We start from the raw sequence: 6,469 nt of genomic DNA on the forward strand, positions 1-6,469 counted from the left end.
ATGGAATTGCGCCATCTGCGTTGTTTCCTGGCCGTAGCCGAAGAACTCCACTTCGCCCGTGCGGCGGAGCGGCTGCATATCGAGCAATCGCCGCTGTCGCGCGCCATCAAGGAGCTGGAAGAAGAACTGGGCGTGGTGCTGTTCGCCCGCACCACGCGCAGCACCCGATTGACCCGTGCGGGCAAGCTGTTCCTGGATCATGTGCCACGCATCTTCTCCGCCTTGCAGCAGGCACGGGACAGCGTGAAGGCGGCAGCCAACGGCTTTCACGGCCAGTTGCGCATCGCGCTGTCCGACGGCATCACGCCGTCGCGCCTGCCGGCTTTGCTGGCGCTGTGCCGGCAGGAGGAACCGGAAGTCGAAATCCGCTTCTTCGAGGTGCCGCTGGCGCAGCAGATCAAGGGTCTGCACGATGACCTGTACGACGTGGGCTTTGCCCGCGCCGATGAAGCCGGCGATGGCGTCGTCGCCTTGCCCGTCTGGAGCGATCCGCTGATGGTGGCTGTGCCAGCGCGGCATCCCCTGCTGGCCCACAAACGCATTCCTTTGGAAGAACTGCTGCGCTACCCGCTGGTGCTGTGCGATCCGCAGGCGTGCGAGGGGCATGCCCGGCAGGTGGATCGTGTGCTGCGCCGCGTGGACATGGAACCCTTGGTGGCCGAGCGGGTGGCGTCCTGCGACCTGATGATGGCGCTGGTCTCCGCAGGCTTCGCCCTGGGCTTGACTGGCGCCGCGCATATCACCGCCAGCCGGGAGCAAGGCGTGGTGGCACGGCCGCTGGCGGGACGCTCGCCGCTGCTCACGACCTATCTGCTGCGCCTGGATGGCGAGCCTTCGGAAACGCTGGCCCGCTTGATCGAGCGCGTGCAGGCCATCGAATCACCCGAAGACAACAGGCCGACATCGGGCCTTGATGCCGACACCCCTGAGGAACCTGAGCCATGAAGAAGTCCATTACGCTCTTGCTAGCCGTGGCATTGACCGCTTGCGGTCAATCGGAGACGCCCAAGCAAGCCGACGTGCCAACCGTGGAGGAACTGGCCGCCAATCCGGCACGGTTGAAGGAGCTGCGCCAGCAGTGCAAGACCGATCGCGCCGGGCTTGGCGACGTGTTATGCAACCGCGTGGCCGAGGCTACGCGCAAGCGGTTTTACGGCGATGGCAAGGTGCCCTATACGCCACCGGAGCAGCCGCCAAAGTTCTGACCGCAGTTTCCATCCACCGTTGGTGGCGTATGCCGACAGGGCCGATCTTCTGTCAACGAACGGCAGAAGGCAGGTGGCCAAAGCGTGCGCGGAATCGGTCGGCGAAACGCGCGCGGGACTGGTATCCGCAGGCCTGCGCAATACGGGGAATGCTCCAGGATGTCGTTTGGAGCAGCATCATGGCACGGTGCATGCGGATGTCGACCAGCAAGTCCTCGAAGCGCACGCTTTCGCCTGCCAGGCGGCGTCGCAGTGTGGCTTCGCTCATCGCCAATACACGTCCCGCCTCGTGCGCTGTCCAGTGCTGATCCGGTGCTTCGCCAATCAATGTGCGCAAGCGCCCGGCCGTGCCGCTCTGCTTGGCGTCCTTGAAGGCATGGCCTCGTTCAGCGAGGGCCAGGACGAAATCCATCAAACGGTATTGGAGCCGTTCGTCGCTCACAGGCTTAGCTTCCACGCTTTCAAGCACTCGTCGGAACGTCGACTCCAGATCTTCGTCCAGTGCTACCTGCTGGTATGACGTCCGGTTATCTTTGTTCGGTGGCTGCGGGGTGCGATCGCGGTGAAATGCGTCCAGCAAGCTTGCCGAGACCGTCAGGAAGATGGAGCGGAAGCGCTTCTCGGGGCCTCCCGGGGTTTTCAGCAGGTCGGCGCATGTGCCCGGCTCGACGAGCAGCAGCGATGCTTGTGTGTTAACCGATAGCGGGCTGACAGCATCATTGAGATCGAGCCGCCCCGCGACGACAAAGAGCACGGTGGCTTCATGGAACAGAAATCGTGGCGTGTGCTGGATCTGCTTCAGGACAGGTTGCGCAAGACTGCACAGGCCACGCCGCAGCACTGGTGCGCCAGATGGCAACGACCAGTGCGTGCGGCAGCCTGTTTCCGTCTGGACGGAAGCAGGCTGCCGTGACGATACCGTGACTGGCTTGCGTGTGCTCACAGGTCAATCAAGGGGCACGGATAGGTTGAGGCGATACAGGCCGGTCAGGCTGGCTTGCCCCAGCACCGGCGCGGTGGCCAAGGCCGCGCGCACGCTAACGCCTGTCAGCGGCGCGTCCACGGCAAGCGCAGGCGTGGCCAGCGCATAGACCGTAAAGATGTAGCGATGAACCAGCGTGTCGTTCCACGGCGGGCATGGGCCATCGTAGCCATAGTATTCACCCTTCATCTGCGCGTCGCCGGCAAACCAGACGGTGTAGTCGTTGGTGCCATGACGCAAGCCGTCGGCAGCATTCGGACCTGGCTTGCCGCGTGGCGTCACACCGTTCGAATGCGAGCCAGCCTCGATCTGCTTGATGCTAGCGGGAATGTCGAGCAGCAGCCAATGGAAGAAGTCGATGCGTGGCAGTTCGGCAGGCACTTCGCGGCCTTCCTGGTTCACGTCGTCACCTTTGCTGGGAACGTCAGGGTCGTGGCAGATGATCACGAAGGACTGCGTACCTTCGGGGATGTCACTCCATGCCAAGTGCGGATTCCTGTTCGATGACAGTGCAATGTGTGCGGTGGCGTCGGGGACCGCGAACGCGAATTCGCCAGGAATGGCCTGGCCGTCCTGGAAGTTGTGACTGATGAGTCGCATGTGAGGTTTCGTCCTGTGCGTTGATGGGAAAAGCCGATGTTGCGCAAGGCTGCGCACAGGACGGAATTCTAGGGCCGCATGGATTTTTGAAAATACCATATCCAATCAATTATTTTCCAAATCCAGTCAAGTTGATCGTTTTAGGTTTGTTTTCCTGGTCGTCGGCGATAAGTTCCAGATGCGGCACATATGACGTGCTGATTCCTTTCAGATCATGTGCCGATACCACATGGTCTCGCTGCTTCGAACTTTGGAAGACACCATGAAAACCTACCGCGTCGGCCAGATCGTGCCGAGTTCCAACACGACGATGGAAACCGAAATCCCCGCCATGCTGAACGCGAGGCGGCGTTTTTTTCCAGAAGAACATTTCACGTTCCATGCCGCGCGCATGCGCATGATGCACGTCACGCCCGGCGAGCTGAAGGCGATGGATCAGCAAAGCGTTCGCTGCGCACAGGAGTTGAGCGATGCGCGTTGCGATGTGCTGGCTTACGCTTGCCTGGTTGCCATCATGTGCCAAGGTCCTGGTTACCACCGCCAATCCGAAAAGCGCCTTGGCAAGGCCACCGAGGAGAACCAGGCCCCTACGCCGATCATCAGTTCTGCCGGGGCACTGTGCGACAGCATCAAGGCCATGAACTTCACCAAGGTGGCGATCCTGACGCCCTACATGAAGCCACTGACGCAACAGGTTGCCGCTTACATCGAGAGTGAAGCCATCCGCGTGACGGACTCCCTCAGCCTGGAAGTGTCGGACAACCTTGCTGTCGGCCGAATCGACCCGATGAGCCTGCTTGAACACGTCAAGCGCCTCGACATCAGCGAGGCGGATGCCGTCGTCCTGTCCGCCTGCGTGCAAATGCCTTCACTGGCGGCTATCCAGCGTGTTGAGGACGCGCTGGCCAAGCCGGTTCTTTCGGCTGCGGTGGCGACCGTCTATCAGATACTCAAAACCCTGGGTTTGGCAGCGCATGTACCTGATGCGGGGTATCTGCTTTCCGGGCGGTTTTGATCGCTTTAGCCGTGCAGATGAAATCGACCCGCTGGCAAGCACCCTGGCAGTCAAAGGTTCAAGTGCTCCCCCAGATGCCGGAACACCGTAGACACCCGCCGCAGATGCCGAGACTCGGGGTGCGTAAGCAGCCACAGTTCGGTCTGGCATTCGTCGAGGATGTCGGTCAGCGCGATCAAGTCCTTGCGCGGCTGCGCCAGGAACACCGGCAGCACGCCCACGCCCATGCCGGCCGCCACCAGTTCCATCACGGTCAGGATGCTGTTGACGCGATAGCGCGGCACTGCCTTGGGATGGTGGCGCTTGCGCCACAGCACCGAGGGGTGCTCGGGTAGCGCATCGTCAGGGGCAATCCAAGCGGCCTTGCCGGCTTCCACGTCCTGGTGGCGCCGGATGCCGCTGCCCCTGCTGGCGTACAGCGCCACCCGGATCGGGCCGATGTGCTTGCCGACCAGGTGCTGCGGCGGTTTCTTGGTGGCGCGCACCGCAATGTCGGCCTCGCGCCGCGTCAGGCTGGTCAACTCATTGCCGGTATGTAGCTCATAGTCCAGCAAGGGATGGCGGGTAGCGAGTGTGCGCAGCGCTGGCGCGATCAGCCCGTGCAGGATGGTGTCGGTGGTGGTGATGCGCACCGTGCCCGACACTTGCTCGGGCGTGAGCTGCACGGCGGAGCGCGCCTGTTCCAGCCGCGACTCCACCTGCTCGGCATGTTCGGCCAGCACCTGCGCCTGCTCCGACGGCAAGTAGCCCGCGCGTGACCGCTCGAACAGCCTTTGCCCCAAACCACGCTCGATGCGACGGATCGAGCGGAAGACGGTCGAGGCATCGACGCCCAGCCGTTCGCCCGCACCGGCCAGGTTGCCGGCACGCACCAGGGCCAGGACGATCTCCAGGTCGCCTGCGCCCAATTTGTATTGCGTTTTTGCAATTGGTGCTTTCATTTCTGCCTATTTTTATTGCGCTAACGCAATCATACGATTGAGACCATTCATTCGTAAATTGGAGGTTTCATGGCAATCACGCCGTCTTCTTCTTCGGCCTATGGCATTGCCTTGCTGCGCATCAGCCTGGGCGTCATATGGGTGGCGCACGCGTTGCTCAAATGGTTCGTCTTCACCCTGCCGGGTACGGCGCAGTATTTCGGCAGCGTCGGCATTCCAGGCTGGCTGGCCTATCCGGTGTTCGCCGTGGAGCTGCTGGGCGGCATCGCGTTGTTGCTGGGCTTCTATGCGCGCCAGATCGCGCTGGCACTGGTGCCGGTCATGGCCGTGGCGGCCTGGGTGCATGTGCCCAATGGCTGGGCGCATACCAATGCCGGCGGCGGCTGGGAGTACCCGGTGTTCCTGGTCGCGGCCTCGGTGGCGCTGTGGTTGCTGGGCGACGGCGCACATGCGCTGCGGCGCAGCCATCGCTTCGTGCCGGCAGCTTGAGCGGGAGATCGCGCGATGAGCCACCCACTCACCCTGGTCAGCCATGTGCTGTGCCCGTATGTGCAGCGCGCGGTGATCGTGCTCAAGGAAAAGGGCGTGCCCTTCGAGCGCCGCGATGTCGATCTGGCACACAAGCCAGACTGGTTCCTGGCCTGCTCGCCGCTGGGCAAGACGCCGGTGCTGCTGGTCGGTGATGCGCCGATCTTCGAGTCGGCCGTGATCTGCGAGTACCTGGACGACACCCTGATGCCGCGCCTGCATCCCGAGGATGCGCTGAGCCGTGCCCGCCATCGCGCCTGGATGGAGTTCGGTTCATCGCTGCTCAACACCATCGCTGCGTTCTACAACGCCAAGGACGATGCGGCGCTGGACGCGCAAGCCGATCAGCTCCGTGCGCGGCTGGCGCAGGTCGAGGCTGCGCTGGCCATTCGCACCGGCAACGGCGCCTGGTTCGCGGGGGAACCGTTCAGTCTGGTGGATGCGGTGTTCGGGCCGGTGTTTCGCTACTTCGACGTGTTCGATGGCTTGGGGGATTTCCGCTTCTTCGACGGCTTGCCCAAGACCACGGCTTGGCGTGCTGCGCTGGCCGGCCGCGCGTCGGTGCGCGAGGCCGCGCATCCAGACTACCCGGCGCTGCTGCGGGACTTCCTGCGCAGGCGGGAATCGGCCTTGTCGCGCAGGATGGCGAAGGATTGAAGGGGCAATGAAGAACGGACAACAACCGATTGCCCTATGTGACCTTCCGTACTTCGGTCGTGGCCGGTTCCAGCACGGAGCCATCCCTCGCCGTGGGTGCCATGCGCGGAATCGGCTTGCCGGTGCGCGTGTCGATCAGCACCGAATGCCGCTCGCCACGCTCGAACAGATGTTGTTCGCCCCATTGCCGCAACGCCACCACGATGGGGAACAGGTTTTCCCCTTTGGCTGTCAGCACGTACTCCTGGTAGGCGGTGCCATCCGAGGCCGCCTGCGTTTCAAGGACGCCGGCATCGACCAGCTTGCGCAGGCGGTCGGAGAGGATGTTGCGAGCGACGCCCAGGCTGCGCTGGAAGTCGCCGAAGCGGCGCATGCCGTCGAAGGCATCGCGCACGATGAGCAACGACCAGCGATCCCCTATCAGATCGACGGAGCGCGCAACAGGACAAGGTGCGTCGTTCATGGGTTTGCGGGTTGGCATGAAATCTCCTGGCTGGCTGACAGGGATAAGGCTAATGGTTGCATTATAAAACCACGTGAT

The 6,469-nt window shown here is 62.8% G+C and carries 9 protein-coding genes; 5 read left to right on the top strand and 4 right to left on the bottom strand.

Going from position 1 to position 6,469, the window contains the following annotated elements; all coding sequences use genetic code 11:
• Positions 1-945: a LysR family transcriptional regulator gene (locus N5D20_RS17410; RefSeq protein ID WP_033938352.1), complete on the top strand. Its 945-nt coding sequence runs from the start codon at positions 1-3 to the stop codon at positions 943-945.
• A complete protein-coding gene (locus N5D20_RS17415) occupies positions 942-1,205 on the top strand; it encodes an EexN family lipoprotein (RefSeq protein WP_033938351.1) in 264 nt (87 codons plus the stop codon). The genes N5D20_RS17410 and N5D20_RS17415 overlap by 4 nt, the downstream gene beginning before the upstream one ends.
• Positions 1,206-1,257: 52 nt before the next feature.
• On the opposite strand, the gene N5D20_RS17420 is transcribed toward N5D20_RS17415, so the two are convergent.
• Positions 1,258-2,148 (bottom strand): AraC family transcriptional regulator, encoded by an 891-nt coding sequence (locus N5D20_RS17420; RefSeq protein ID WP_033938350.1) that lies wholly within the window; start codon positions 2,146-2,148, stop codon positions 1,258-1,260.
• A gap of 3 nt (positions 2,149-2,151) precedes the next feature.
• Positions 2,152-2,787 (bottom strand): YbhB/YbcL family Raf kinase inhibitor-like protein, encoded by a 636-nt coding sequence (locus tag N5D20_RS17425; protein ID WP_033938349.1) that lies wholly within the window; start codon positions 2,785-2,787, stop codon positions 2,152-2,154.
• Between the two features lie 262 nt (positions 2,788-3,049).
• On the opposite strand from N5D20_RS17425, the gene N5D20_RS17430 reads away from it, so the two are divergent.
• On the top strand, positions 3,050-3,802 hold the full coding sequence (locus N5D20_RS17430; protein WP_033938348.1) for an Asp/Glu racemase: 753 nt from the start codon (positions 3,050-3,052) through the stop codon (positions 3,800-3,802).
• Positions 3,803-3,852: 50 nt separating this feature from the next.
• Here the strand turns inward: N5D20_RS17430 and N5D20_RS17435 are convergent, their stop codons facing one another.
• Positions 3,853-4,710, bottom strand: coding sequence for a LysR family transcriptional regulator (locus tag N5D20_RS17435; protein WP_279914453.1), 858 nt, complete (start codon positions 4,708-4,710; stop codon positions 3,853-3,855).
• A 102-nt stretch (positions 4,711-4,812) separates the two neighbouring features.
• Here N5D20_RS17435 and N5D20_RS17440 point away from each other — a divergent pair, with 102 nt between their 5' ends.
• The gene (locus N5D20_RS17440) at positions 4,813-5,232 is read left to right on the top strand and encodes a DoxX family protein (protein ID WP_033938340.1); all 420 of its coding nucleotides are present in this window, start codon (positions 4,813-4,815) and stop codon (positions 5,230-5,232) included.
• Between the two features lie 15 nt (positions 5,233-5,247).
• Entirely contained in the window at positions 5,248-5,928 is a 681-nt protein-coding gene (locus tag N5D20_RS17445) for a glutathione S-transferase family protein (protein ID WP_033938338.1), read from the top strand.
• Between the two features lie 34 nt (positions 5,929-5,962).
• Here the strand turns inward: N5D20_RS17445 and N5D20_RS17450 are convergent, their stop codons facing one another.
• Complete coding sequence (locus tag N5D20_RS17450; protein WP_198717379.1) at positions 5,963-6,391, bottom strand: helix-turn-helix domain-containing protein; 429 nt, start codon at positions 6,389-6,391, stop codon at positions 5,963-5,965.
• Positions 6,392-6,469 lie beyond the last annotated feature (78 nt).

Source organism: Stenotrophomonas sp. GD03877 (assembly GCF_029840555.1).
Taxonomy (GTDB): domain Bacteria; phylum Pseudomonadota; class Gammaproteobacteria; order Xanthomonadales; family Xanthomonadaceae; genus Stenotrophomonas; species Stenotrophomonas geniculata.